Source organism: Asticcacaulis sp. DW145, assembly GCF_037101385.1.
Lineage (GTDB): Bacteria > Pseudomonadota > Alphaproteobacteria > Caulobacterales > Caulobacteraceae > Asticcacaulis > Asticcacaulis currens.
Window position 1 is genome coordinate 2,258,259 of sequence record NZ_AP029024.1, and the last position, 26,438, is coordinate 2,284,696.

General features: G+C 53.4%; 20 protein-coding genes. 9 read left to right on the top strand and 11 right to left on the bottom strand.

Translation table 11 applies throughout. From position 1 onward, the window contains the following. Nucleotides 1-78 precede the first annotated feature (78 nt). From AACH73_RS10360 to AACH73_RS10375, 4 genes are all read left to right on the top strand, one after another. Nucleotides 79-1,809, top strand: a complete 1,731-nt coding sequence (locus AACH73_RS10360) for a DUF1800 domain-containing protein (protein ID WP_338734841.1) — start codon at nucleotides 79-81, stop codon at nucleotides 1,807-1,809. 23 nt (nucleotides 1,810-1,832) lie between these two features. Next, complete coding sequence (locus tag AACH73_RS10365) at nucleotides 1,833-3,380, top strand: DUF1501 domain-containing protein (RefSeq protein WP_338734842.1); 1,548 nt, start codon at nucleotides 1,833-1,835, stop codon at nucleotides 3,378-3,380. 976 nt (nucleotides 3,381-4,356) lie between these two features. After that, nucleotides 4,357-5,442 carry a glycosyltransferase family 1 protein gene (locus AACH73_RS10370; protein WP_338734843.1) on the top strand — a complete coding sequence of 362 codons (1,086 nt, stop codon included), beginning with the start codon at nucleotides 4,357-4,359 and terminating at the stop codon, nucleotides 5,440-5,442. A 125-nt stretch (nucleotides 5,443-5,567) separates the two neighbouring features. After that, on the top strand, nucleotides 5,568-6,869 hold the full coding sequence (locus tag AACH73_RS10375; protein ID WP_338734844.1) for an IS4 family transposase: 1,302 nt from the start codon (nucleotides 5,568-5,570) through the stop codon (nucleotides 6,867-6,869). 33 nt (nucleotides 6,870-6,902) lie between these two features. Here the strand turns inward: AACH73_RS10375 and AACH73_RS10380 are convergent, their stop codons facing one another. From AACH73_RS10380 to AACH73_RS10415, 8 genes are all read right to left on the bottom strand, one after another. Next, nucleotides 6,903-9,098: a polysaccharide biosynthesis tyrosine autokinase gene (locus tag AACH73_RS10380; RefSeq protein WP_338734845.1), complete on the bottom strand. Its 2,196-nt coding sequence runs from the start codon at nucleotides 9,096-9,098 to the stop codon at nucleotides 6,903-6,905. Nucleotides 9,099-9,137: 39 nt separating this feature from the next. Further along, nucleotides 9,138-10,397 (bottom strand): outer membrane beta-barrel protein, encoded by a 1,260-nt coding sequence (locus AACH73_RS10385; protein WP_338734846.1) that lies wholly within the window; start codon nucleotides 10,395-10,397, stop codon nucleotides 9,138-9,140. Nucleotides 10,398-10,462: 65 nt separating this feature from the next. Continuing rightward, the gene (locus tag AACH73_RS10390) at nucleotides 10,463-11,038 is read right to left on the bottom strand and encodes a polysaccharide biosynthesis/export family protein (RefSeq protein WP_338734847.1); all 576 of its coding nucleotides are present in this window, start codon (nucleotides 11,036-11,038) and stop codon (nucleotides 10,463-10,465) included. A gap of 269 nt (nucleotides 11,039-11,307) precedes the next feature. Next, on the bottom strand, nucleotides 11,308-12,183 hold the full coding sequence (locus AACH73_RS10395) for a glycosyl transferase (RefSeq protein ID WP_338734848.1): 876 nt from the start codon (nucleotides 12,181-12,183) through the stop codon (nucleotides 11,308-11,310). A 15-nt stretch (nucleotides 12,184-12,198) separates the two neighbouring features. Continuing rightward, nucleotides 12,199-13,089, bottom strand: a complete 891-nt coding sequence (locus tag AACH73_RS10400; protein ID WP_338734849.1) for a glycoside hydrolase family 16 protein — start codon at nucleotides 13,087-13,089, stop codon at nucleotides 12,199-12,201. Nucleotides 13,090-13,304: 215 nt separating this feature from the next. After that, nucleotides 13,305-14,168, bottom strand: coding sequence for a metallophosphoesterase family protein (locus tag AACH73_RS10405; protein ID WP_338734850.1), 864 nt, complete (start codon nucleotides 14,166-14,168; stop codon nucleotides 13,305-13,307). A gap of 196 nt (nucleotides 14,169-14,364) precedes the next feature. Continuing rightward, nucleotides 14,365-15,114: a metallophosphoesterase family protein gene (locus AACH73_RS10410; protein WP_338734851.1), complete on the bottom strand. Its 750-nt coding sequence runs from the start codon at nucleotides 15,112-15,114 to the stop codon at nucleotides 14,365-14,367. Between the two features lie 205 nt (nucleotides 15,115-15,319). Beyond that, nucleotides 15,320-16,798, bottom strand: coding sequence for an oligosaccharide flippase family protein (locus tag AACH73_RS10415; RefSeq protein WP_338734852.1), 1,479 nt, complete (start codon nucleotides 16,796-16,798; stop codon nucleotides 15,320-15,322). 550 nt (nucleotides 16,799-17,348) lie between these two features. Here AACH73_RS10415 and AACH73_RS10420 point away from each other — a divergent pair. Then, nucleotides 17,349-18,527, top strand: a complete 1,179-nt coding sequence (locus AACH73_RS10420; protein WP_338734853.1) for a glycosyltransferase family 4 protein — start codon at nucleotides 17,349-17,351, stop codon at nucleotides 18,525-18,527. Here AACH73_RS10420 and AACH73_RS10425 read toward each other — a convergent pair. Both AACH73_RS10425 and AACH73_RS10430 read right to left on the bottom strand, forming a co-directional pair. Then, nucleotides 18,518-19,435 (bottom strand): glycosyltransferase family 2 protein, encoded by a 918-nt coding sequence (locus tag AACH73_RS10425; RefSeq protein ID WP_338734854.1) that lies wholly within the window; start codon nucleotides 19,433-19,435, stop codon nucleotides 18,518-18,520. The two genes, AACH73_RS10420 and AACH73_RS10425, sit on opposite strands and share 10 nt — an antisense overlap. A 70-nt stretch (nucleotides 19,436-19,505) precedes the next feature. Beyond that, nucleotides 19,506-20,903, bottom strand: a complete 1,398-nt coding sequence (locus AACH73_RS10430) for a hypothetical protein (protein WP_338734855.1) — start codon at nucleotides 20,901-20,903, stop codon at nucleotides 19,506-19,508. A 347-nt stretch (nucleotides 20,904-21,250) separates the two neighbouring features. Here AACH73_RS10430 and AACH73_RS10435 point away from each other — a divergent pair, with 347 nt between their 5' ends. From AACH73_RS10435 to AACH73_RS10450, 4 genes are all read left to right on the top strand, one after another. Beyond that, on the top strand, nucleotides 21,251-21,709 hold the full coding sequence (locus tag AACH73_RS10435; protein WP_338734856.1) for a vanz family protein: 459 nt from the start codon (nucleotides 21,251-21,253) through the stop codon (nucleotides 21,707-21,709). 988 nt (nucleotides 21,710-22,697) lie between these two features. Then, the gene (locus AACH73_RS10440) at nucleotides 22,698-23,408 is read left to right on the top strand and encodes a sugar transferase (RefSeq protein ID WP_338734857.1); all 711 of its coding nucleotides are present in this window, start codon (nucleotides 22,698-22,700) and stop codon (nucleotides 23,406-23,408) included. Nucleotides 23,409-23,690: 282 nt separating this feature from the next. After that, nucleotides 23,691-24,764 carry a glycosyltransferase gene (locus AACH73_RS10445; RefSeq protein ID WP_338734858.1) on the top strand — a complete coding sequence of 358 codons (1,074 nt, stop codon included), beginning with the start codon at nucleotides 23,691-23,693 and terminating at the stop codon, nucleotides 24,762-24,764. Nucleotides 24,765-24,779: 15 nt separating this feature from the next. Continuing rightward, complete coding sequence (locus tag AACH73_RS10450; RefSeq protein ID WP_338734859.1) at nucleotides 24,780-25,844, top strand: glycosyltransferase family 4 protein; 1,065 nt, start codon at nucleotides 24,780-24,782, stop codon at nucleotides 25,842-25,844. A 64-nt stretch (nucleotides 25,845-25,908) separates the two neighbouring features. Here the strand turns inward: AACH73_RS10450 and AACH73_RS10455 are convergent, their stop codons facing one another. Continuing rightward, a complete protein-coding gene (locus AACH73_RS10455) occupies nucleotides 25,909-26,415 on the bottom strand; it encodes a hypothetical protein (protein ID WP_338734860.1) in 507 nt (168 codons plus the stop codon). Between the last annotated feature and the right edge of the window lie 23 nt (nucleotides 26,416-26,438).

The following is a 26,438-nucleotide window of genomic DNA, read 5'->3' on the forward strand; positions in this document are numbered from 1 at the left end:
TCGATTCTAGCCCGTGGTCGAACCGCTTGCTCCGCAAAGCACCTTGGTTTGTGGCCCATCTCGAAAAGTTAGACACCTATGGTCAAAAATACCCCAAGCCTCAACCGCAGGCTTTCGCGTATGGTGTGGGTCTGCGCATTCGCCCTTTTGTCCGCCTGTGGAGGCGGCGGCGGAGGCGGCGGAGGTGGTTCTGGGGGATCTGGGTCGACAGCGCCTGCTCCGCCTGCAAAGCCAACGACATCAGAAGCCAGCCGGTTTCTAGCGCAGGCGACTTTTGGGCCTAATGATGCTGATATTGCCGCAGTGACCTCTAGTGGCTATTCGGATTGGATAAATGCTCAGCTGGCGCTGCCCGTTGGAAGCAGCCACCTCGACTATATGGATGCCCGTCTGGTTACTTTAAAGACGAGCAATCCCAATGCTTCGCTGAACGCCACTCATTTTTATGAGACCTTTTACGGTCAGGCCGTTACGGCACCAGATCAGCTAAGGCAGCGTGTGAAGTTCGCATTGTCTGAGATCTTCGTCACCTCATTAGCGGCGGGCAATATTGACGTTCGAACCAACGCGTCGTTCTACGACATGCTGGGCAGGGATGCCTTTGGCAACTTCAAAACGCTTCTTCAGGATGTCACCTATCATCCTGCTATGGGCCAATATCTAACCTACCTTGCAAACCAGAAAGAGAATACGACGACGGGTCGTAATCCGGACGAGAACTACGCACGCGAAGTGATGCAGCTATTTACCATCGGTCTTTACGAGCTTAACGCGGATGGTAGTGTCAAAACGGATCTGTTTGGGAAGACGACACCCACCTATTCAACCGCCGATATCCAGGGTTTGGCAAAGGTGTTTACGGGTCTTTCCTGGTATCACCCGACACCAACCAACACGACATTCTTTGGTGGTAATCGCGATGCATCCTCCTATACCCGAGCGATGATCGCCTACCCTGCGTTTCATTCAACCTCTCAAAAGACGTTCCTCGGTACGACCATCCCCGCTTCGACCACCGTGAATGTCGATGGGGATGTCGCCACGGCCATCGACACCCTGTTTAACCATCCAAACGTTGGCCCGTTCATTTCAAAACAGCTCATTCAGCGTCTTGTGACGTCCAATCCATCGCCAGCCTACGTGGGGCGTGTAGCAGCAGTATTTAACAACAATGGATCGGGTGTTCGCGGCGATATGAGTGCAGTCATACGGGCGATCCTCCTTGACACCGAGGCAAGGACGGCTTCGGCCGATCAGGACTACGGGAAACTGCGGGAACCCGTAATTCGCCTAACGCATTTCCTAAGATCGTTTGAAGCCACGTCCACGAGCGGAAACTGGGCGATTGGCTCAACTTCATCACAAACCTCTCTCAATCAATCCCCGTTCACATCCCCCTCAGTTTTCAACTTCTTTAGGCCGGGTTATGTCCCGCCGAACACAAGCATTGGCAGTCGTAATAAGGTCGCGCCTGAAATGCAGATCACAGATGAAGTTTCAACGGCGGCGTACATAAACTTCATGATGAGTGCGATCAACACCGGCTTCAATAGCGGTGATGTAAAGTCAAACTATACAAAAGAAGTCGCGCTAGCCACCGATGCCACCGCCCTTACGGATCGCATGAACCTACTCTTATACGGCGGCCGCATGTCAGATGGTCTGAAAAGCAAAATCGTGGCAGCCGTTAACAGCGTCACCATCCCCGCGACGGGCACAACGGCTCAGGTGGATGCCGCTAAACTCAATCGCGTTAAACTCGCCACCCTCTTGAGCGTGGCATCCCCTGAATACATCGCCCAGCGTTGATAGCACCGTTCAAGGATACTTCGATGACCTCTCAACTTGATCGCCGCGCCTTTCTTCGTTTGGGCATGGGCCTTGGCGGACTGGCCACCGCCACTTCCTTTGGACTCCAACTGGCTGCCGCTGGCTCTGCCGCCGGCCAGAGCGCCACGGACTATAAGGCACTCGTCTGCATCTTCCTGTTCGGCGGAAATGACGCCAATAACATGGTCCTGCCTACGGACGCGGACTCCTGGGGGCGTTATTTTTCCGCGCGCAATCAGGGCACAGACCCCATCGCTCTGATGCCCGTGGGTACGGCGCCGACACCGATTGGCCAGGTGAATTCCGTGACGGGCCGAACATCCGCGCTGGGCAAGCCCGAACACTGGGGTGGCGTCTTGCCAATTGCGCTAAAGACGGCGCAACCGATCCCTCAAAACACAAATGCGACGACGAGAACATTTGGTCTACATCCGCTCATGCCGGAGACCAAAACGCTTTTCGATCAGGGCCGGCTGGCTGTTCTCGCCAATGTTGGCACCCTTATTCAGCCAACGACTAAGGCTCAGTACAATGCGAGGAGCGTGCCTCTTCCCGCCAGTCTGTTCTCCCATAACGACCAGCAGTCGACCTGGCAAGCGGGCGCGACAGAAGGTGCGCGAACCGGGTGGGGCGGGCGGATGGGGGATCTGCTCATGAGCATGAATGGGCAGAATACGATCTTCACAGCCATCACAGCCACCGGTACCGCCGTCTTCCTGTCGGGCCAGAACGTGGTTCAATATCCGCTCTCTACCAATTCCGCACCCGCGGTCACCGTTTCTGGCACGCTCGGTTCGACACTTTTTGGATCAACGCAAGCGCCTGCGGCACTAAAAGACATCATTTCTGATACCGTAACCGCCTCAACACTTGCGAATGATTATGGTGCGGTGGTGAACCGCAGCGTCGGGGCTTCAAGCGTTGTAAACGAGGTGTTCGGGCGAGCCGTTGTTACGGCCGTGCCCTCCCCTCCTGCCTATACGAACCCGGCCACGGGTTTGACGGAGACGAACAGCCTGGCCCTGCAATTGAGGACTGTTGCGCGAATGATAGCCGCGGCCCCGGCGTTTGGCTTAAAGCGCCAGGTTTTCATGGTCTCGCTGGGAGGCTGGGACAGCCATGACAATCAGAACCGCGACCAGTCGAACAATCTGGCAAAGGTGTCTCAGGCGCTCGGCTATTTTGACAGTACCCTGGCCAATATCGGCGGGATAGATATGCGTTCGAACGTCACAGCTTTCACAGCGTCAGACTTTTCCCGTACCTACAGCACTAACGGCGACGGGACCGATCATGCGTGGGCAGGCCCGCAATTGATCATGGGAGGTGCCGTGAAGGGCGCGGACATGTACGGCGTCTATCCGACCGTAGGTATGGACATAACGGGCTTCTCAAATCCCTATATGACGGGGGCAGCCTTCATCCCTACGACGTCGGTAGATCAATATGCGGCCACGCTCGGCACCTGGTTTGGCGTATCCGCCTCAGATCTCTCCATTATCTTCCCGAACCTCAAAAACTTCAGCTCGCCCAACCTAGGGTTCATCTGATGGCCTAAAACCTTGTCGGCAAACATCGATTGTCGGCCTAAGGACGTCATAAGGGAAAGGACGGAGCGCTCCGTTCCAATGCAGATTTTTTTGAACCGATGAAATGCGCCCGCTAACGGGTCCGAGAATTGCCCCGGGCTGTCTGTTCATTGAAAATATCGAACGCATGATCGAAGTTTTCAGCGCAGATCTTTTGCCGTTGTCCCACCGCGCGGCTGCTTGATGATCTCGGAGGCTGGTCCCCGCGAAGGTAGCGAACTTCCTGGTAGTAGAGGCATGCGGCATGACCTTGCCGTCTATAGGTGAGCTCAAAGAGCTTTCCGTCGCTCTCAACAGAATCCGGCAATCCGTAGGCTAGAGGATGCTGTGACCCTGCACATGCGCTCAGTCCGGCCGCCAAGATGATAACGAGACAGAAATTCGTGCGCATATGTTCCCCCCGGAGTAGTCACAGAGATACCATAATCAAATATGGTTACCCCGCCAAGGGAAAAAACTGCGTTATGCCGCCAGACCGGCGCGTGCCGCGATTAAACGTCAGGCCCGGTCGACGGCATCGGTGCCAATCCCGCGCTCGCACTTATGTTTTTTTTATATTTATGCCCCCTCGCCATCATGGCGCCTTTACGCCGCAGCGCAACATAACGTTGGTACCTCAAACAAACGCCGGGGCTTAAATCGCCACGCACACCGGCTTGAGGTGGTCAATAGCCCCGGCGCCCACCCCGTCGGGGCTAACCTCGCCCAAAACATTCGCCTCGGAGGCGAACGTGCCCGAGCCCCGTTCGCGCCTAAGGTTAAGTATGCCCCGCTCGTCATCAGTGAACGCAATTATTGCCACTCATTTAGCACGTGCAGCATACGCCTTTCCATCTGGTGAAGAATTTGTTATGGTTAAAAAACGATTAATGGACCGCGCAGGTTTTGCGCTTGTCCTTGAGGCGTTCAGAATGGCCGCCAGAGACGAGACAAATACATGGGCACCCCGCAAATCCTTATTGACGGTTACCTTCTCGGTAAAAAATCGGGTTTCGGGCGCTTTGTATTTGAGCTCTGCCATGCAATCGGAACGTCCGATACGGACCTAAGCTTCGACGTCGCCGTCCCTCAGAATGTTGATGTCTCGGCGCTCAAGTCTTACCCCAACATCAACTATATAAAGTTACCCCGAGTTATCTTTCCGGTCTGGGAACAAATCGTCATTCCCCTTCTCGCCTCTTTGAAGCCCTACGCGCTCGTGCATTTCCCTTACAGTACGAGTGCGGTCTTGGTCCCGTCCAAACGACGTGTTGTCACGGTACATGACTTGACTTTTCTGAACAGGGCGGCTGATCGCGACTTTAAGGCATCGCTGATCCACGCCTATTATGAAAGCGCCTTTAAGTTTGCCACAAAGAGCGCGCGTTTGCTTATCAGCGTCAGTGACACAACAAAAGATGCGCTCGCGGATATCAATCTCTCCTCGCGTCGCATTTACAATACGGTTGATGCCTTTCTCGCCGTAAAGCGATTAGACCATGCGACGAGGCCCACACCGCAGTATTTCCTTCACCGGGGAAGCCCAGCCGCCAATCACAGAAACACCGACCGCGTGATTGAGGCCTTTTTGACGACCCCCGCTCTGAGTGAAAACTTCCAGCTTAAAATTTTTGGTGTCGGCAAAGGTCATGAACGCTGGGGTATAACGGAAGATCAACCGATTGAGTTCTTGGAGCGGGTCTCGGATGAAGACCTGGCCGAACTTTATTCTAACGCAATTGCGGTCATTGCCCCGAGCATTCTTGAAGGCTTTTGCCTGCCGATCATTGAAGGTTTTGGTTTTAATACACCGGTGATAACGTCTGGCATAAATCCTATGCGCGAAATCGCAGGAGATGCGGCGCTCCTCGTTGACCCGCTGTCGGTCAGCGAAATTGCCGAGGCCATGGTCAAGATGGCTTTCGATACCGGCACGAGTGAGGACTGCGTCTTGAGGGGCAAACGTCGTATGAATGCCTTTAACCGTGAAGTGGTAGCTAAGGATCTTTTGTCGTCATATCTTGGTCTGATGCAGCCGGCCTAAAAGGCGCTTGGGCATGATAATCAAAAAAAGGGCGCCCGGTTGGGGTAATGCGGTTCACTTAAGAATCATTCAGTAAAATATATGAGCCAGGATGGTGATTCGTTCATCATTCTGGCTTTACTTTCATGCGCGCTCGCATTGGACATCATGTTGATTTAACGGCTCTTTCCCGCTCGGTCGATGTGGGGTGGATCTCGCAGGCCTTAGCGGCGACAGGCAAGGCGAGTGTACGGCGCCGTAAACTTCCTGCGGAGCAGGTGGTGTGGCTGGTGATAGCGCTCGCTCTTTATCGCCATCAGTCGATTGCGGATGTGGCTGCCCATCTTAGCCTTGCTTTGCCCGACGAGGTGAATCCCGATATTGCCAAGAGTGCCCTGACCCAGGCCCGGCAACGCTTGGGTCAAGCCCCTTTGGCGCAGCTCTTTGCCATATGCGCCGCCTGCTGGGACGAGCGGCATCAAAACGGTCGAGCCTGGCGCGGACTTACGCGTTACGCCGTGGATGGAAGCACGTTGCGGACGTCCGACAGCGAGGAGAACCGTGCACATTTTGGCGCTCAAAGCTACACGTCGGGCGTTGTTGCCATTTATCCGCAGTTACGCCTGCTGACGTTGACGGCCCTTGCTACACATCTGGTGCGCGACGCGGTGTTTGGCGCCTACGATACAAACGAGATGCTCTACGCTAAATCCCTTGTTGACCAGGTGCCGGACCATTCTCTGACAGTCTTCGACAAGGGATTCTTTAGTGCTAGTCTTTTGCTGCGGTTGCAGACGCAAGGCACGCAGCGCCATTGGTTGATCCCGGCCAAAGCAAACTGCGTGTGGGAGCGCCTCGATCAAACCCCGGGTGACTATCGGGTGCGTATGAAGGTGTCACCGCAGGCCCGCCAGGCTGAACCGGGATTACCCGCCTCATGGGAGGCCAGGGCGATCGAGACGACCACGCGACATGGCAAAAAGCGCATCCTGCTGACATCCCTGATGGATACCAAGGCCTATCCGGCCAAGGACATCGTCCATCAGTACGAGGAACGCTGGCGCATCGAAACCAGCTATCGCGAACTCAAGCAGGAGCTTCTTGGCAGTGAACTTACCCTGCGTAGCGGAACCCCCGAAACCGTCTGCCAAGAGGTCTGGGGGGCATTGCTGGCCTACAATCTGGTCCGATTGGAAATGGCCGAAATCGCCGTCGAAGCCGAAGTTCCGCCAACTCAGCTCAGCTTTACCGCCACATTGCATTATCTGCGTCAGGAATGGGGATGGATGGCGATCGAAGCGCCCGGAAAAATCCCAGCACATCTCGTCAGGCTGCGAAACAGACTCGGCGATTTGTTACTCTCAACAAAACGGGGGCGATCATGCCCCCGTGTCGTCAAAACTCTGCCCAGAAAATACGACCAGAGAACTGTATCGGCCCTTAAGTGAACTGCATTAGCCCGGTTGGGGCGCCCTTTTGGCTTAGGATGCATCTAGATAATAATTTTTATATTCTTTGTAATAGTACCCAGAGTCTCCGTATCCGTACTTGCTCTGCTCTTTGATATTCACCTGGACCAGTGCGGCACCGGACACCTTGACGTCCGCCGCCTCTATAATTTCGAGGGCCGCCTGCACCGCACGACGAGGGGTCTGGCGCCACCGCACGAGGAGTGCGACGAAGTCAGCCTTACGGGCGAGGATACGCGTATCGGCCACGGGTAGAATGGGGGCGGTGTCCAGAAGAACAACGTCATAGGTCTGTTTCAGCTGATCGAGCAGCTTGTCAAACCCGTCAGAGCCAAAGATGTCTAGGGTTGTAACCGGTTGATCCGAAACGGGCAGATAAGCCACACCCGTCAGTTCGTCTTTTTGGGTGGCCTCTTCAAGAGTGACCTTGTCGGTCATGACTTCGACAAGCCCCTTGTCAAAGCTCTTGCCGAACAAGGCAGAAACCGAACGCCTGCGCAAATCGCAGTCAACGACAATAACCTTGTTCCCGGCCATAACGAAAGCCGCCGCCAGACACACCGTCGTCGTTGTCTTGCCTTCTGCGGGCAGGGCAGAGGTTATTGCGACAATCTTCGGCTGCTTGTCGTTGGCATAAAGCATGGAGGCGCGCAAATTACGGAAGCCTTCTGCAAATGCTGACAAGGGACGTTGAACGAGGTGCTGGTGTGGCTTGATGCTCGGCGACAACTTGCCATTGGCTACGGTAGAGGCAAGGTCGGGAATAGACGCGAGGTGATTGATACCCAGGGACTTTTCTACGTCCTGGCTCGTTACAAGTCCTGAGTCCATTGAACGACGCACCATCACCGCTCCGCCAGACGCAATCGAAGCACAGCTAAAGCCAAGCAGGAGGGCAATTGCGAGTTTCGGCGAGGACGGCGCTTCAGCCGGTTTGGCTTCCGCGACAATTGTCGCGTTAGTGGTTTGCAGACCGCTCTGCGAGGCCGTTTGCTTCAAACGATCAAGGTAGGACTCATAGATCTGGCGAACGGCCTGCGCGTTCAGTTCAAGCTCATTGAGCTTAACCATCGCCTTGGAGTTACTCGCCAGTTGGCCTCGAGCCGCACCTACGGAGCCGATCAGAGAAGCCGCGCGTTGACGCTGTATCTGATCCTGTGCTTCCAGGTTTGAGATAATCCGTGAGATCTCAGACTGAATTTGACCGTTCACGTCGGCCAGCTGATTTTTCGCACGTACGACCTCAGGGTGGGCAGGGCCGTAGCGGGTTTGAAGCTCAGCCAGTTTAGCCGAGATCTGTGCGGCTTGCGTGCGCAGGCTGCCAACGACCGATGAGTTTAGGGATTCACCGACATCGTCCCCATTAGACCCGTTAGCCAGCTGGCGACGCGCCGTGGAAAGTCTCGCCGCGCTCTCAGCCTGATCGACGCGGACGGTGGCCAGCTGACGATTGAGATCAGAGATCTCCTGCTCAGCCATGGTAGAACCGGTCGCACTTAAGAGGTTGTTCCGGATCTTATACTCCTGAACGGCACGATCGGCCGTCTCGACCTGCTTCCTTAGTTCTTCGATTTTCGGGTTAAGCCAACCGTTTGCTTGCTGGTTAACGGCTTCTTTAGCGTCGATTTTGGCTTGGAGATAAGCGGTTGTCCAGGAATTGGCGATATTGGCGGCCTTGACCTTGGAGCCGTTTTTGTAAGTGATACTAATGACGCGGGTTGTGCCAACCCGATTAATATCGACGTTGCCCAGCAGGATATTGGCGATACGGGTTACAGGCTCGATCTCGCCTTTGGCGTTAGCCTGCACAGGATGCGTCAGGCCGCGGACCCAGGCCTTAATCGATCCAATCCCAAAACCTTGACTGGCGGTCCCATTGAACTCCGGGTCCTTCTCAAGGTTGAGCTCGCGTACCACACGCTCAGCAACCCCGATCGAATTCAGCATTTCGACTTCTGAGTCGATCGTAGCTGTATCGATAGGCGAGTCATTTTTGGCAATGCCAGGCAAGGCCTGCTCGTTCTCATTCGTGATCATCACGCGAGAGGTCGAGGTGTAAATGGGCGCCCGAAAATAATTCAAGGCGAACACGGCCGGGAACACCACCGCGAAAACCAGGAAAAAAATCCTGGAGTACTTGCGGAAATCGGATATCAGAGACTCTAAATTAATAGCGTCTTCGACCTTGAATCTTTTATCGGTTGCCATCGTATTTTCTTTAATTTGAGACCGGTTTTATCTCTGGCATCAATAGCGCCAGGTCAGGCCCAGTCTGATCCAGTTATTGGTAAAATCGCGGAAAGCTTGGGTGCCCGAAGACTTATAGTTTTCGTAGCGGTAAGCGGCATCTAGGCTGATGCGTCGGCTCATATAGTAGCGACCACCAAGCGTAAGGCGGTCACCCTTATCCGAACGATTGATGCCGGAAAAATCGTAAGCGGTATGCTGGTATTCGGCGAGAAGCAAGACATTGCGCAGAAGTTCGTGATCAACGCCGATGCTGGTGGCTGTGTAGACGGCCGAGACGTTCGGACCGGAGATATTAGGCGTGTCGGTGACGTTACGTTCGATCTTACCCGTGACACTCGTCAACTGCGTCGGGAACCATTCGACCTTACCGTTGATATAGGTGGTCGACTGATCGCCGGCTGTCGCGGCCTTATAATCCTGCTTTTGACGACCAACCTGTAGCTCCCCACGTGAAAGTCCCGTGATTTCGAAGCTGCTCCCCAGGGTGAGGATCGTGCCTTTGTTGTTGTATGAGGGGTTTGAGTCGTAATTTCGCTCGTTTGACTCCGCGTTGACGAACACCGAGACACTCGGGCTCACAGCGTAATCCACGCGACCGGCGACGACATTTACCTTCGCGTCACGCGCAGAGTTATCAATGATGCCTCCACCTATGCGGGCCACGTTTTTGTAGTCTTCGGTCGTGGACGACAAGGTCCCCATGAAGCGCAAGCGGTTACCGACGATGGTTGTGGTAATCGAGGCCGCGTCGATATCGTAGGGGACCGGCTCAAGGGAGGTGAGGCTAGCCTGGAAGCTCGAACGGGACTCATAGTTTCGGTTGTGTGAAAAACTCGCCGCAATCGTGGCGGCGGAAGATACATCCACGCGCCCACGAAGATACGCGTTCCAGCTCGTCGTATTTTCATCGCCGTTGCCAGAGTAGCTTACGATATCACTTCCAGCGCCGAACGACACGGCGTGACGGCTCCAGGTGGAGCTGACGTCGACCTGGGGGCGCACTCCCAGCGACGCATCGCTCTCTTTGCGCGCGTTATTATAATAGAGATTGTCCGTGTAACCGACCGATGTTTCCACCGTCGTGTTGGCCATAAACGCCCCGAGGCGAAGTCCAAGCGGTGCATACTCCGCACGCGCGCGCTCGGTCACCGACGTCCCGCGATCGCGCGCGAAATTGTTGTCAATGGTTTGGGCCATTGAGCCTGACGCGATCAGGGCAAGACCACTAACGGCCGTCAGAAACACCGCTTTCTTCATTTTATTCCTCGTTAATTAGCCAATTTTGGGCCCTCTCCGACTGAGAGGCACTCTACGTCACAAACTTAAAAATAACGTTCGCCTATCCGGATAGTATCGCCCGGCTGGACAACCACTGGCGCATTCAATGGCACCGCGGTTTCGGCCTGTTCATTAGCACGCTTTATGTGCACTTTTTTTCTATCCGCACGGTAGGTGTAACCAGACGCGGTGGCCACTGCACGGTCAACGGTCATGCCGTTCACATACGGATATTCGCCGGGCTTGTTGACTTCGCCGAAGATATAGAAAGGACGGAAGGTCAAGACTTCAACCGCAACGCGGGGATTATTGAGGTAGCCTTGCTTCAAAGCATCAGCAATACCCGTTTGCAGGACCGAAGCCGTTTTACCACGCGCATCAATCTCGCCAATTAGCGGCAATGAAACCTTACCTTCCCCGGAGACCGTAAACTCGCCGCTGAGGTCAGGTTCACCGAAAACAATGACCCGCACCTTGTCACCGGCGCCGAGCGCATATTGGTAGTCCTGCGCCGATACGGCGACAACAGGGGACGCGGGCGCCGCACCTGTCTGAGCGTGCGCCAGCGGCGACGCGATAAAAGCAGCAACAGCCACGCTGGCTGCAACGACAGCTCTCATATGAGCGATAAGCTTTATACCAAACATTTTGATCCACTTACTCCATTTGAGCCAACGCGTGCCTCAAACCGGCACAATTCTGGCTGAGCATCGCTGGTTTCAGCCTCGCAAGGGGCATTCCCTTACTGAGGGAGTCTGCAAGCAAAAGACATACCAGATTTTAGATTTCGTTTACACAAAAACGGAAAACGTTGTTCGAACAGCGCGTTCCTTGAAAAGTTGTTACAGATTTGCCACCCCTGCCTATCGAATCAGGCACGAAGATGACCTCAGAGACGTAAAATCCGCTGCGGGTCTACCCGGCCCCTCATCCAGTCTGAGAGGCCTTTGAGATTGCCAACAAAACGGCCCTTTCGATCCACCCAAGGCTCAGGTGCAAACTGGCGCAGCGCATTTGCAAACACATTACGGCCAATTCTCACCGCACCGACAGGGAAGGACACGGAGCCCTTTTGAACGAGGTAAGCGATATTGGCCACCTGAGAGTAGCCAAGCCTTACCCCTGGCGTTCTGCCGGATTTCGAGCCCATGTGAACGCCCCGAAGCCGATTGCTCTTAATGATCTTACCGAACGGAGCCAAACGCCTTGAAAAGTCGACATCCTCCCACCACGCGTAAAGGGGCAAGACCTCGTCGAAACGTACATCATGCCCGCGGGCCGTTCGAACACGCACCGCCATATTGCAGCCATAGGCGTTGTAAACACTTTCAAGGCGTTCCGATGGTTTTAGGGGCAGTTGTGAGATAATCGCATCGGCGTCTTCAAACGACAACCCAGGGCCGGTGGCCCCATCGGCCACGACATGACCGGTCGCTAACACCATTGTCGGGTCGTCTTCGAATAGGCGGTTGAGTTCAAAAAGAAAGTCAGACTCAGGCAAGAAATCGTCGTCAATGAACAAAATGACATCATCGGTTCGACCCGCATCGAGGATGAGATTACGTTGCGCGGGCAACCCTATGGCGCCGCGAACCGTGACGACCGGGAAAGCCAGACCCTCCACGCTTGTGGGATCAAAATCCGAGGATTTTGCCGGACACACATAGACCGTAGACGGTAAAAGGGTTTGCTTTTCTAAGTATCTAACGACCCGACCGACGAGCGCAGGCCTGCCAGCTGTGGCGATTCCGATTGAAATTTTCATAATATTCTCAATAAATTATGCGATTTTTTCATAGACGCGAATATAGTCTACGTACATATAAGACGGGTTTATGGTCTTATCGATCGGCCATCCGCTGCCCAGTGCGAGGTTACAAAGAACCATTAATGGGTACTTGTGCTCGGGAGGTGTAGGCGTCCGCCATGTTTCCTCACCGTCGAAATACATGATTATCCAGTCGGGCTCTACGCTGACACCGTAGCTATGGAACCCTTCCGAAAGGCGCATATCCGGGACACGATGGATATTGGCAACCGCTCGATTTTTCCGTTCGCCCTTCGGCCATATGATGACAGTGCTGTGGATGTCTTTGGGAAACTGCCCGTAATACTCAACAACGTCTATCTCAACGGCAGGGTCAAGATTGTCGCGCGACATGGAGCTATTGAGCCAGAAGGCGGGCCAAACGCCCGGACCCGGAGGCATTTTTGCCCGCATCTCGAAATAACCGTAAAGCTGAGCAAAGCCCTTCCCTTCACGATCAATGCTCGAGATAAGACCAGAGCGCCATTTGCCCGCTTCATCCTTTCGGGCTTCGATGCGAAGGCTTCCATGCTCAACGGTAAACGGGAAGCCCGCCGTAGGATCAGTAAAGGCGGCGTCACCGAAATCCCCCCACCAAGGCGTGTGGGGGTACCAGCGCTTCATGAATAGCTCAATGGAAAAATCGTTACCGTTGAACTCTTCGTTGAAGGTCATTCGATAGTTATCGAGAGACAGACGATTTGGCTCGGCTGTAAGAACTTGTTTGGCATATAATCCGGCGCCAAGAATGGCAGCGCCGGCAACGCCGGTAAGCATGACGCGACGTGACAGTGCGCCTGCGGATTTTACAGGCGCGCCTTTACGTTTTCTCACTCTCACACGTCGTGGTTTTTGATCAGTCATAACCTTACCCAAGCCAAAGACCGGACATTATTGTTATCTATACCCTGTTACTAAGCTGGTGAGCAATTAGCGTGCCGAATTTGCGGTCGCCGGGAAAGATCTTGTGAGACTGGATCAGCGCCAGCGCACGCCCTAGACTGGGAACGCATAAGGGAACAGGCCGTGTTCGACGCCGAGCGAATTTGACACACCACTCCAAGGGCATTTGCCAGGCGTCAAACGGCGGAAACCTTCGGCCCGTTCAGCTCAGACGGTGTAACGGTTACGCTGGCACCTTTCTTGACATGCATAAACCGGCGCTCGTTCTCAAAAAGCCTCACACAGGTCAGACGCCCCGTCGCAAAGGCGCCAGTATCGACGCCTATACGCCACGGGGTTTGTTTGACCGTCTCACTGGCAGTGTGGCCATGAACCACCACGAGTTCGCAGGGTCTTTCTGCGTCAAGAAACTCATCCCTGATCCACAGAAGCGTTTCGGCAGTTTGCTGATCCCACGGCACACCCGGCTTCACGCCACCATGAACAAACAAATAGTCACCGGCCTTATATAAAAGACGGGTCTCATTTAAAAAGTGGAGATGCTCTGACGGAAAGGTTCTCGCGAGCTCGCGCCGGGCCTCTAGCCAACCCTCTGTATTTTGCCGGGTCGGTGCGGCTATGCCGTAAGAGGCCAGGGTCTCAGCTCCGCCCCACATAACCCAGTCTGGGCCCTTCGCACTATCTAAAAGAAACTGCTTGAGAACCTGTTCATGATTTCCCCGCAGCGCGATCGTTTCACACCAGTTAGCCCCTTGCAGGCCAATAACGGTGTCGATAACTTCGCGAGAAGCTGGGCCTCGGTCGATATAGTCCCCAAGGAGAACCACTCTCGGCTGACCAGGGTAACCTCGAGAATCGTTACGTATGAGCTCAATCAGCTCGCGCAACAGACTGTTACATCCGTGCACGTCACCAATCGCATAGGTGAGTTTGTCGATATAGCTTGAACCGCGAGATGTCTCGGGGTCTTCGAGGGACAGGTCGCGTTTGTTACGCGAGAAGACGCCTTTAAACCAGCCGCTGATCACCTTTGCAGACATAGATCTAAAACGCTTCCTTCATAGCAATCATTTAGGCGATGCCTATTAGGACCCATGGGGCCACCCTAGGCGGAAATCCTAAGCGGTACACTACCATGAAAGAGTTTCAGGGATATTTAGCTTTGTGCACTTTGCGCGCCAACACGGGGCAAAACGATCGCTAAAGCGAATTAAGGTGCAAAAAAATCACGTTCTCTCAAGCGGACTGACTTGACCCTGCCGCCGCAGACGGCGGCGGTGATAGATCCTTTACATTCACCTGCATAACGCGGCGTGAGCGGCCCAGCAGGCGCACAGCACTTAGAATGCCCGTCGCATAGGCCCCCGTATCCAGTCCAATCCGCCACATTTCATTCACCACATCTTCCGACGGGGTGTGCCCATGAACGACGGCCTGGGTGCAGGCCCTCTTCACCTTCAAAAACGGTTCGCGGATCCAGAGATAGGTATCAGAGGTGTGATCAGCCCGCGAAAGATCGGGGTCAATGCCAGCATGAACAAATACATAGTCTCCAGCATCGAAACAGAGCTTCGCTTGCTTTAAAACGCTGTACTGGCGTGGTGACAGGGCCTCATTCAATCGCAAGCGGACGAGCTCCCACTCATCCGGTGTTTCGGGCAGCCTCGCCAGAGGAATGCCAAACGACTTAATTGTCTCGAATCCACCGTATCTGAACCATTGAGGCCCAACCGAAGCATCCTTGAGAAATTTTACGAAAATGTCTTCGTGATTGCCGAGGAGGGGAACGAGGTCACACCATGATTGCTGACCGAGAAGCCAAACGGCTTCCAGAACCTTTGCGGATTGAGGACCACGATCAATGTAATCCCCAAGAAGCACAATTCTCGGCTTTTGACCAAGGGCATGTGCATCCATTTTTATGTCGAAAATCACTCTCTTGAAGAGATCAAATCGTCCGTGGATATCACCAACGGCGTAGGTCAAGCGATCTACAGCCGGGCCGGTGACCGGATCGGGTGCAGAAAAATCGAGCCTGGCTGTAGCCGCTCCCACTGACCTTATGTCTCCCTAATGCGAATTTCCGAATCGATATTTTCCCCAATTGATACGAAAGAGCGTTTCTGAACGCAACCTGTGGCTCGGCAACACGCCAGGTTCGAGGGACGGATAAGCCTTAAGGCGGATGGCTTTATTTCCTAAAAAATTTTCCGAGCCGCCCTGTGACCTTCTCAAAAATCATGTCGAAACTATCTCGCCCAAAGCTTCGCCACAACAGAAGATAAACAGGCAGGCCTACCAGACCTGCAGCGGCTATTGCGGCAAAATAGCCAGCCTGATCGACTACATAGTTACCAACCACGCGACCCACGGCCGCCGTCACAAACGAGATAGACGCCGGAATGCCATATAGATAGGCGACACTTTTTAAGGTGACAGAATCCTTTCTTAAAGCGAGATATGTGAACGCCGCCGAGGAAATCAGATAATAGGCGGCCACGCCATAGGCAACACCTGTGACCCCAGCGAGATGATATCCCAAAACGATGAAGGGCACGAACATTAACGAGAGAAGAAAGGTGTATTTAAAAGTTGCGACAAAGTTGCCACGTGCGCTCAAAAGCGCTCCCGCCTGCCAGGCTGCCGCTTCAACGCAAAGACCCAATGTTAGAATTTCAACGAGGATGACCGCGGGAGCCCACTTATCTCCAAAAAAGAGTGGGACCAACCATGGCGCGGCCGTGGCTTGCAAAAAGCAGACGGGCATGACCACGAAGTTCACCGCGGACAGAACCCGCAGCAATATCCTCAACTGCCGCTTCTCGTCGCGCTGGTGTTGAGTAAGGAGCGGAAATAAAATGCTCTGGAGGCTGTTCGCCATAATCATCAGTGGCTGATTGGCCAAACGGAAGGCAAAATAGTAATAGCCGACCTTTTCAGTTGTGGTCATTAAACCCAGCAAAACATAGTCGGCCTGGCTGATAAGGGTTACGACAACCCGATGGGCCCAAACCGCCAATGATCGACCGAAAATACGTGGCACGAGACGAAACCGAAAACGCGTGAGCGGAACCGGAGCCAGTACCCAGTACGCTATCACTCGCCCCGCAATAGTGAATGGCACTGGCAGAACGAAACTGAGAGCCCCAAACCCAAGCTTCGCCAGAAGGATGGTCGCGCATGAGGTGACAAGTATTTCTACGCCGGTGATAGCACTTACCGATCGGAACCGAAGGTCCTGCCGCAGCTTCGCCAATGCCGGGGTCGCAAGTGCGGTAATAGGCAACGTGACCGACGCAATCAGAAGAATGTCACTAATTCGAGGTATATGGTAATAAGTAGCCGCAATCGGGGCCGCCACAATAATAGCAACAGCACCGATAAGCCCGAGTACGAAGGATATAATAAGGCCTGTACTGGCCCACAGCCCCAGTTGCTTTCCGCGCTGGACAAGAACATCATCAACCCCAAAATTTGAGGCCATGGTCGCGACCGTAATTACGGTATATGCAAGGCCAATTTCACCAAAATCATTTTGACTTAGGATCCGAGACAGAATCATCTGCGTCAGAAAGCCGGCAACCCGAGCAATGATGCCCAGCGTCATCATCCAAAAAAAGCCCGAGAAGGCTTTTGCGTTTGAGGGCTTTCCGGCGATTGCGTCAGACATTCTTTAAACTCTAATCGTAGGTAGATATGAAAGCAGAGCGCCGAAACCGGCTCATTGCGACTAATGGATATTCCAAAAAAACCGTGTCTATCAAAACGCTGTCTTCGTTTTCCATCTGAGGATGAAAACGAGGGGGTGAGAGGTTCGACCAGCCCAGTTCGACCGGCCCGGTCCGCGAGGCTAGTCCAAAGCTAGAACCAACACCGTGCAATAAGTGTGCCCATGGGCTCTGCCTTGTCCGATCTTTCATTAGCGACCGCAATGCCGGAGGAGACCAAACCGGCCACACCAAAACGACCTTCAGAGTAAGAGCGAGGTACGTCCATCCAGATAATAGAGGCTGTTCTGCGATTGTCGCCCGCCAGTCGCCTAAAGTGGTGATAGTCATACATGCCACCCCTTTCGCACCGCAACAAAAAAGAAAGGGCGGCGCAGCGTTCGTGTCGGAGAGTCAGCGGGTACCGGAGGAAAAAATATACCCTCCTAGCGTGAATCTTAACGCATTCAGTTTATCTCATGGCTATCCTTATTCGCTAAAAAGAGGCCCCTAGTGAAGATAGCGCTTGTATCGCCGGTTCCTGTGTTTCCAACTTCAGGTGGTAACAGAGCCAGACAGCATACGCTCTATAATGCATTGAAAGAGGCGGGGCACGACATCCATTTTTTCTTCCTACCTTCCCGACAAATGGGTGATTATGACGCTTCGGCCCACGAGGCCTTTTTTGGGCCTGACCGCTACACCGCCTTGTCGAGGGGAGGGGTTTCAAACGCGCTCTATTATCTCAATCGAGCGTTGGGGAAGGTCTCCCGCAAGCTTTTCCCTAAAGGTCCAATCGATCAGCCTTACGAGCTTTCAAGCGTCGACGAGGCTTTCTATAAGCCTTTCTTAAATCAGCTCCAAAACTACGCGCAAAAATCAAACTTTGACTGTGTCATAGTGACTTATGTCCTATTTTCAAAAGCGATAGAGGCTTTCGGTTCCTCTGTTCACAAGATTATTGATACACATGACAGTATCCGGCACTACATAGATGAGAAAGAGGAGGTCCGGGGTCTGTTGCGGGCAGATACGATTGTCGCAATCCAGGCGCAAGAGGCAGAACTGTTTGCTCAAATGCTTCCTGAGACAGGGGCACCTGATATCCATATTCTGAGCCACATAACCGAAATCAAACCCATCATGGGACTGGATCAGTGTGCCGGTGCGACGTTTCTAGGCTCATCATTTGAAGCCAATCGTCAGTCTATTCGTTATTTTATAGACGACGTATTGCCACTCATTTTGAAAGAAGTTCCGGAATTCAAGCTATTCGTGGGCGGCTCAATTTGCCGAGACATCGAAGACGCGCAATCCATAACAAAGCTCGGGTTTGTGGATGACATCAGAGATGCGTTTGCGCAAGCGCCACTCAGTCTCAACCCTATCGTTCAGGGGACGGGGGTAAAAATCAAGCTTATTGACTCACTCGGCATGGCGCTTCCGATCGTTAGCACTGAATTTGGAGTGATGGGCTTACCCCGCGATTGTCTGCAAGGTGTAAGCATCGTGAAAGACGGAGATCCTCACGCCTTTGCAACCGCCGTTATTGCGCTCTATAGGGATGCTCACCTGAGACGGGAAAAAAGCGCAAAATCTCTGGAAGGCGCGGTCCGTTGGAATGAACAACAAAAAGAGTGTTTGGTTCAAATTCTATCTGCACACCCTAAGCGCGGAAAAATTCACGTCTGAGGAATTCCGAGGGTTCGCGCTCTGATTACGCCTAGAGAACGGTAAAAATTTGCGGTTCTCTCGCCCGTCGTGTCTTCGAAAATCATCAATGGCCACAATAGAGCGACCTTCGCCAGTTGGCGACCGAGGGAGGTCGCTCTGGCGGGCGGCTCCCCGCTGAGCTTTGCAATGGCTATAAGTGTAATGCCGTCCCAGTAGGCACGCTGTTTGATCCATTCGAGCGTGAGCCTCTGTTCCGACACCTTGTGCTCTGCGGCCACGGTGCCGACGTAGCGGCACTGGTAGCCTTCCTTAAGCAGACTGGCATGGAGATTAATCTCCTCTCCGCTGAGAAGACAATTCCCAACTCGCCCGAGCGAGGGGTCAAAGGCCGCCGGCCGATGTGTAAGCACCCTTCGACGGTAAAACAAATTTGCTCCAAAAATCATGCCCGACTCCGTCAGCCTGATAGGCGTGGGGTCATCGATGAGAGATAAAAAATTCATCCACATCTTGCCAATGCGAGGGGGCTCAGCCGTTGGCCAACGCGGTTTAAGTCTCCCGCCGAAAAATGCGACATCAGGCTCCATGGAGGTAACGCTCTCGATGGCTCTGTCTATATAATCCGGGAACGGTACGGCATCGTCATCCAGGAACGCGATCCACTCGCCCTTTGCGGCTTGAATGCCAATGTTTCGAGCGACGGAAAGCCCCGCGATTTCGGATCGAATATAGACGAGTTTTGGCCATTTTTGGGTTAAGGTGACCAGCCGTTTCGCATGCTCCGGGCGAGAAGCGCTATCCACTATAATCACTTCTATGCATTGATCGTTCCATTGGGACATGAGGGCAGACAGGCAGTCCTCAACATCGGATGCTCTGTTATGAGTACAGATACAAATGGAAATTTTTAGCGCTTCGTTCGACATAGAGAGCTTGTTTTTTTAAGAGGTGATGGCCAGAATTGCGTAACGTCTGAAGCATGTTTTAGCACATGTGCTACAGAGGGGGCGCCTCAGTGTCCCCTTTGAGTTTATGCGTTGCCAGGCCAACGCACACACCGAAAATGCAGGCAACGAGCGTGCCATAATCGGGCGTTGTCCCCGCTAAGGCAGCGACCGTAGCGGCTACAAACAAGGTGAGTTTAAACCCGTGCACCAGTTCGAATTCCTCCGGACATTCGCGGGGAATGCGAGCGAAAAACACACGCGCGATAAATAGACCAAACAGCAAAACGCCTAGAACGCCGGTGCTTGCGAGTATGTTGACAAAAAAGTTCGACGTACGTGCACCGCCGACGCCAATACCCACACCGTTAGACTCCCAGAAAGCCTGAAATGCCTGGTTAGTCCAAGCGCTTCTCTCTAAATAGGAGGAACTTTGTTTCTTGTTAAAAATGATCGAGTCGAGCATGGACATTATTGTAGCCTGTGCTTCAGCCCAGGCAGCAACTACTGAAACGAGCAAAAGTAAGGCCATGAACGACAGGATGATCTCGTAAAACAGGGGGCCTGAGAACTTTTTCAGGCCAAACATCATGCGCCAAAGAATGTCCAAAAGGTGCAGGGCAAAGAAAACGGCCAGTGCCGCGTATGCGGTCGAGGATGTCGACATGAGTGCCATGACGAGACAGACCAGACTTATCGGATAGACGTATCTAAAGCGAGTTTTGACATCGTAGCTATAGCGCGTGAAGAACAATAGAGCGCCCAGTGAAACGGCGACAGATCCAAATCCGGAAGCCTCCGCCATCAGGCCAATAAGACGTCGCGCACCGGCCACTTCAGAGTCTGCCATCAGCACATAGGATGCCGTGCGAAAGGGATCGAGCAGCCCCCCAAGCCCAACAGAAGCCGTCAGGAAATCAGCTAAACCCGTTATCACGACGAAGACACCACCGATCAGGAGCGCTCTCTTCATAGAATCTGTGAAACCCGGGCGTCTCGACATCGCATAAACTGCAGCGGCGACGCCACAGTCGATAACCAGATTAAGTGCCTGATTGATATTCGAAGACGTAGGCTGCAGGGGCGCTGCGTAGGACACAAGCCCAAGCGCTCTCATGGGATAGACGAGTATCTCCCCCTGGAAGGCACGTGGGAGAAAAAAGGCACCAAGAACAGCCCATATTGTGAAAAGGAACAAGAGCCCGAGATCGCCTAAACGGGTAATCCCCGAGAGCATCCACTGCGTGCCCATTGGCTTCAGAGATTGCTGCCCCGCCAGCGCGAGGAACGTGATGGCAGAAGCGAGTATCGTTGTCCCCCCGACAAAACTCGGTGGGATAATGGCCAGGGTGCCGAAACTCATAAACGCAAAGCCCAGATACAACACCATGTTGCCCGGGCGGAAGAACGCGACAGCCAGTAAGGCAAGGGCAACGAGTGAAGCGAACACTGAGGTCTCGTTAGATGGTTGTGATGGAAGGCGCCCCAGGCGCCATGCCATTCATTAAGACAGAAAATGCATAAGAAGATGTGTAGTGGACAAGAAAGCCTCCCCGCCCACGCCCCCGTCCTTGCAAAACTAATGCCTGTTAAAAGTCAACACGGCGCAGTGCATATTCTGTAAGGCAGGTACTTTTTTAGCGATTACCCGATCTTCCCTTTGACATCACCTATCCCATACCTTAATTTTTGTGCTCTGCAGCATTTTCTTCGGCCGCCCAGCGCTAACGCCGCGTTGGCGTCAGTTTTCCAATTTTCTGTGTTTTCCCCTCGCCGTCCGCATTAACGGAGTTCGTGATGAGTTCGCCAAGGACTATTGTATTGATAACACGCGTGGCCGTTATTCTCCTTCTGGCAACCATCGCTTTTCTGGTTTTCAGTCCTTATCCGGGTCTGGAGCGGTTTATAGGCTTAACCGACCTCGAAGCCCATGCGCTGGCAATGTTTGCGTTAAGTTGCCTCGCTCAACTCTCCGTCCCATGGATGCGCAGACGAGACATCGCAACCCTGTGCTTATGTCTTGCCGGGCTAATAGAAATAGTTCAGCCCTATTTCAGCCGTGACGGCAACCTTCTGGATTTTTTGGTTGGAGGCTTTGGCGTCTTTATGAGCGTCGCCCCAATGATGGTGGAAGAGGTCAGGCGACGTGCGCGGGAAAAAGGGCGGCGGGTCAAACGTAGCCGTTTCGATGTCTCTGCATCGGCACCTGGTTCGAGCCGCACGATCCAATCGGCGGCCCCTCCCCCCTCGGTTTAAGGCGATATGAAAAGCGTCTGCAGATAAGATGGCTGTAAGAGACGCCTCAATGCACTACGATGCGAATGAGCGATTGGCTAAAGAGCGCGGTCAATGCGTGTGGCCATGCCAAACAGACGGACCGTTTCAGAAAGGGCTCCCTATCTGGACGACCTAACTCTCTGTTTCTGATATAGTTTTTTGAGATGATGTTAACACTGATATCTCCATCCAGTCAGACGCCTGAGCATAACATTCAATCAAGGATTTATTTACCCTATAAATAAACCAAATCCGAGAACTACATTTTAAGGTTTCGTGCTTAAGGGTTGTAAAAAACCGATTGGAGTGCGTTATGGGACAGAAGGCCCTAAAACTCGAACCTAAGGCCGACGAGGTGTCCCACAGTGGAGCCGACACGGGACCGACGTTGCGGATTGCAGACCTCTCGGACGTGTCATCCAGGCACTCACCCGTCCATGACCTCCAAAACCGCCTTGTGAGCGAATGGAACAATTCATCTGAGCCGAAAGTCGAGCGCGACCCCGTTACATTTTTTATAGGCATGGGTCTTATGTTGGCAACCAGTGCCGCGGCTTGGATTATGGTGGTCAGGCTATTCGCCCACTAGTCACGAGGGACTGTGGTTTGATTTAGGACCAAGGCGTCTGCGGGCCAGGCGCCTTTTCCTTTGGGTGCCATAAGGAACGCGCAAATCACACGCGATGTCTCGAAAAGACTCAATTTTTTATTCGCAGTGCAACACGAAAAATGTTAACCAAATTCCTGATCGCGCCAAGGTTTTGGAAGTTGGTCGGCTAATCCTGTCTTAAGATGCTGTGCCCATTAGGGTTTCTCCTATTTGGCGTGTCGCATTGAACAGTTCCCTAGCTTAGTTAATTATTAATTTTTAAGCGATTCCGCCGCGGTTCAGAATTACCATGCGTGGCATCTATTTTGCGACTTTACGGTCAGACAAGACTTTTTGTTTCAGAATTGGACTCAGGCAATGAAGTACGAAACGCCGGTAGCCGTAGCATTTTCAGATGTTTCCATGCCAAGCGACCCGGTCGTCGTACGCAATGCCAGACTGCGGTCGCATAAGAACTGGTCAGATATCGCTATTCGCGTTAGCGATATCCTCATTAGCTCAGTTGCGCTGGCGTTTCTCCTGCCTGCCCTTCTCGTAGTCGCTCTACTCGTGAAATTTCAGGATGGCGGCCCGTCGCTCTACGGCCAGCGCCGCATCGGCCTGAACGGGCGCGAATTCCGTTGCCTGAAATTTAGAAGCATGCACGTCAACTCGGATGAGATCCTGGCTAAGCTGTTACGCGAAGACCGGGAGGCGCACGCCGAATGGCAAGCCGACCACAAACTGCGCAATGATCCGCGTATCACCGCGCTTGGACGCTTTCTTCGCAAGTCGAGCATTGATGAACTGCCACAACTACTGAACGTCCTTCGCGGTGACATGAGCCTAGTCGGGCCGCGCCCGATTGTTAGATCAGAGGTGTGCAAGTACGGAAAGTCCTTTGAATTCTACATGTCTGTTCTTCCGGGCATAACGGGCTTATGGCAGGTCATGGGCCGCAATGACGTTACCTATCGTCGCCGCGTCGCTCTTGACCGCCTTTACTCGCAGCGGCGAACTGTAAAATTATACTATCAGATCCTTTTCATGACGATCCCCGCCGTCCTGTTCCAACGCGGGTCTTACTAGCGCACGATATCAGCCTGACAGTGTGGCCTTTTGGGCGCAAACCGTGGGCTTCTCAGTTCTAATTTTAGCGGGAGAGTTGATTGCAGTCGCAATCATCCTAAACTCCTGCGGAGTCGGAAGAATCGTGAAACGATTCTCTGAAAGAAGTGACCAAACGGATCGCGTCGCAGCTTTTTTTCAAACCTTGGGTGGGGTGACGTCCGAACCCGTTCGGACACGGAACTTATAATGAGAGTTGCACTCGTACATTACTGGTTGGTCGGCATGCGAGGGGGCGAGCGAGTGCTTGAGACCTTGGCAGAGTTGTATCCAGATGCTGACATCTATTGTTTAGTGGCTGATTTCGATAAACTCTCTCCAACCTTGCAAAAAAGGCGGATATTCACGTCTTTTCTTCAAAATCTCGGCGGCGCCAAAACCTACCAAAAACTGCTGCCCTTGATGCCCGCAGCCCTTGAGTCATTTGATCTCACCGCCTACGACCTCATTATTTCATCGGAGGCGGGCCCCGCCAAAGGGATCATACCAAGACCCGACGCGCTCCATATTTGTTACTGTCACTCGCCAATGCGATATCTTTGGGATCTATCGTACGAGTACTATAACGCTGCGGGCCCAATTTCGCGGTTCTTCATGCGCCTGACGGGCCCGTGGCTTCGGAGTTGGGATGTAACGACCTCTGCGAGAGTTGATCACTTCTTAGCGAACTCTGCCTATGTCGCCAAACGGATATGGCGTTTTTACCGCAGAGAATCGACGATTGTGCACCCCCCAGTCGACCTTTCGAGGTTCTCCATCAATGAGACCCCCGAAGACTTCTACCTTTGTGCGGGTCAGATTACGCCATATAAGCGTATCGAACTGGCCGTCGAGGTATTCACGCGGCTGAAGCTTCCTCTCATTGTTATCGGCTCGGGCATAACCGATAAGCTTCAGAAGATGGCAGGACCGACTGTCCGTTTTCTGGGGTCTCAACCCGATCACGTTATGGCAGAACATCTGTCTAAGTGTCGTGCGCTTGTGTTCCCGGGCGTTGAGGATTTTGGTATTGTCCCCTTAGAGGCCATGGCCTGCGGCAGACCCGTGATCGCTTTTGGACGCGGCGGAGCGTGTGAAACGGTAATCCACGGGCAGACCGGGCTTTTGTTTAATGAACAATCCCCGGAAAGCTTGACAAGCGCCGTTCTTGAAATGGAGCGCACGTACAAGGAGTACGTTCCTGAAAGACTGCGTGCACACGCAGCCCAATTCGACAAGGCACGCTTCTCTACAAAGCTCAGAGCTGCCCTCGACGAGTTGGTTCTCAATACTCCATCTATCCCTCGCCCGCCTTTGCGCGCAGCGTCTGGTTTTTAAAAGGGCGTTCCTAAAATGCGCGTTTTGCATGTATCGAACCACGTCATATTTGCAAATGGCAATGTTCATGCTGCCGTCGACCTCGCCTGTGCACAGAGCGCTCAAGGGTATGAAGTCCATTACGCGAGCCAGGGTGGCGATTACGAAACGCTCCTCGCAGATAACGGCGTGACGCACCACCGCGTTCGCCAGAGCGTCAAGTCTCCTTTAAATCTTGCGCGCTCTACCCTCGACCTTGTACGGCTGACCAGGAAACTTAAGCCGGACATTTTACACGCCCACATGATGACAGGGGCTTTGACTGGAAAGGCTGCCTCGTTAGCCTCTGGCGTCCCTCTTGTGACAACGGTTCACAATGCCTTCGATGGCCACGCAATCCTGATGGGATTAGGTGATCGGGTCATCGGCGTAAGCAAAGCGGTCGCTCAAAACATGATCGGCCGTGGCGTTGACGCCAAAAAAGTTGTGAGCGTGCTAAACGGGACCCGAAACGTCGCCCGACGCAAAGACGAACCCGTAGAAGGCGTGACCCTAAACCATCCCGCAATCATGACGATTTGCGGACTTCATGATCGCAAGGGTATTAGATACCTACTAAAGGCCTTTGACGCCGTTTCGAAGACGCAACCGGACGCGCACCTTTACATTCTAGGCGACGGGCCGCACGCGGATCAGTATAAGGCGATCGCGGCAGAGTTTGAACACGCAAGCCGCATCCATTTTCTGGGAATGATCAGAAAAACGCGACCCTATCTGGCTGCTGCGGACATCTTTGTGCTGACCTCCCTTCAGGATCCTTGCCCACTTGTGATACCCGAAGCCCGCGAACAAGGGTGTGCGATCGTAGCCAGCGATGTGGATGGCATCCCAGAAATGTTGAGTGTGGGCAATGCGGGGCACCTCGTTCCTCCCGCTGACCCGGACGCCTTGGCCACCGCTCTTCTGGCGCTGCTGTCCGATCCAGACCTTTTAGCAGCACAGCGCGAGGCTTCATTAAAGGGCATCGAGTATTTTGATATTGAGCGCGTCACTTTACAGACGGGACAAATCTACAAGGATTTGACTGCTTCTAAGCGCTGAGCCGTCACGCGGCAGCTTTTGCAAGTCCCAAGCTCAGGGATCATTTAAACCCACATGGGCATCGTCAGCTCTGGCTGATTCGCGAACGTGCGTCCTGCGCGTCTATTCCATACGGGCGAGGCGGGTTTGATAAAGCCATCTCTGTTGCGAGCTTAAGTCCCGAGAGACTGTTACGCGAAACACGATCGGCTGCACGCCGGTGCTGGGCCGCTTGCCTGACGTTTGAGATATAGATCGGAGCAATTGCCGCCAGCATGCCTATGAAGGAAGAACCTGCCGTCGCAAAATAGGGGTAATCCAAAAGGCCATTTTGCGCTAACAGAATCTGCCCATTTAGCGCCATCATTGTCAGGGTATAGGTGATGAGCGCAACATCAGACTTTCTAATGCCGTTGAGCGCGAGAAGCAGGATTGAGCACAGCAAGTAAGTGGTTACGAACGCAATGACTGACTGAGTGGCGTCGACCAGAATGCGGTCGTGGCCGGTCAGCCATAATCCGTAGGAGCCAGTTGCCAAAATCGCGGTTACAATGATGAAGTATTTAATGGTATTAAGCTGCGATCGTGGCATCTTCTATGCTCCGTTTTTCGCAA

Excerpts from the sequence above, each read along its gene's own strand:
- AACH73_RS10360 (WP_338734841.1), top strand. The coding sequence starts at position 79 with ATGGTCAAAAATACCCCAAGCCTCAACCGCAGGCTTTCGCGTATGGTG.
- AACH73_RS10365 (WP_338734842.1), top strand. The coding sequence starts at position 1,833 with ATGACCTCTCAACTTGATCGCCGCGCCTTTCTTCGTTTGGGCATGGGC.
- AACH73_RS10370 (WP_338734843.1), top strand. The coding sequence starts at position 4,357 with ATGGGCACCCCGCAAATCCTTATTGACGGTTACCTTCTCGGTAAAAAA.
- AACH73_RS10375 (WP_338734844.1), top strand. The coding sequence starts at position 5,568 with ATGCGCGCTCGCATTGGACATCATGTTGATTTAACGGCTCTTTCCCGC.
- AACH73_RS10380 (WP_338734845.1), bottom strand. The coding sequence starts at position 9,098 with ATGGCAACCGATAAAAGATTCAAGGTCGAAGACGCTATTAATTTAGAG.
- AACH73_RS10385 (WP_338734846.1), bottom strand. The coding sequence starts at position 10,397 with ATGAAGAAAGCGGTGTTTCTGACGGCCGTTAGTGGTCTTGCCCTGATC.
- AACH73_RS10390 (WP_338734847.1), bottom strand. The coding sequence starts at position 11,038 with ATGAGAGCTGTCGTTGCAGCCAGCGTGGCTGTTGCTGCTTTTATCGCG.
- AACH73_RS10395 (WP_338734848.1), bottom strand. The coding sequence starts at position 12,183 with ATGAAAATTTCAATCGGAATCGCCACAGCTGGCAGGCCTGCGCTCGTC.
- AACH73_RS10400 (WP_338734849.1), bottom strand. The coding sequence starts at position 13,089 with ATGACTGATCAAAAACCACGACGTGTGAGAGTGAGAAAACGTAAAGGC.
- AACH73_RS10405 (WP_338734850.1), bottom strand. The coding sequence starts at position 14,168 with ATGTCTGCAAAGGTGATCAGCGGCTGGTTTAAAGGCGTCTTCTCGCGT.
- AACH73_RS10415 (WP_338734852.1), bottom strand. The coding sequence starts at position 16,798 with ATGTCTGACGCAATCGCCGGAAAGCCCTCAAACGCAAAAGCCTTCTCG.
- AACH73_RS10425 (WP_338734854.1), bottom strand. The coding sequence starts at position 19,435 with ATGTCGAACGAAGCGCTAAAAATTTCCATTTGTATCTGTACTCATAAC.
- AACH73_RS10435 (WP_338734856.1), top strand. The coding sequence starts at position 21,251 with ATGAGTTCGCCAAGGACTATTGTATTGATAACACGCGTGGCCGTTATT.
- AACH73_RS10440 (WP_338734857.1), top strand. The coding sequence starts at position 22,698 with ATGAAGTACGAAACGCCGGTAGCCGTAGCATTTTCAGATGTTTCCATG.
- AACH73_RS10450 (WP_338734859.1), top strand. The coding sequence starts at position 24,780 with ATGCGCGTTTTGCATGTATCGAACCACGTCATATTTGCAAATGGCAAT.
- AACH73_RS10455 (WP_338734860.1), bottom strand. The coding sequence starts at position 26,415 with ATGCCACGATCGCAGCTTAATACCATTAAATACTTCATCATTGTAACC.